Raw genomic sequence first — 279 nt, forward strand, 5'->3', positions numbered from 1 at the left:
GACATTGTCCTGCATCCGGGCATGGTCTTCACCATTGAACCGATGATTAACCAGGGCAAAGCCAATGTTAAAACGCTTGGCCCCAACAAAAAACACCCGGGAAACACCATTTTCCCAGTCAAAACCGCTGACCGAAAGCTTTCCGCACAATGGGAGCACATGTTGGCCGTCACCGACGATGGTTACGAAATCTTGACGCTAGGCCCCGGCGAAGAACCCGTCTTACCTTAAACGCAAGATGCCTCGCCGACCTTTTTGATTTGATTGAACCATCAAAGG

General features: G+C 50.5%; 1 protein-coding gene. It reads left to right on the forward strand.

Features of this window, described 5'->3' with window-relative positions; genetic code table 11:
• On the forward strand, positions 1 to 231 hold a 231-nt coding region (locus AVJ23_RS22030), incomplete at its 5' end, for a M24 family metallopeptidase (protein WP_367576954.1).
• Between the last annotated feature and the right edge of the window lie 48 nt (positions 232 to 279).

This window comes from Pseudoponticoccus marisrubri (genome assembly GCF_001482405.1).
Classification (GTDB): domain Bacteria; phylum Pseudomonadota; class Alphaproteobacteria; order Rhodobacterales; family Rhodobacteraceae; genus Pseudoponticoccus; species Pseudoponticoccus marisrubri.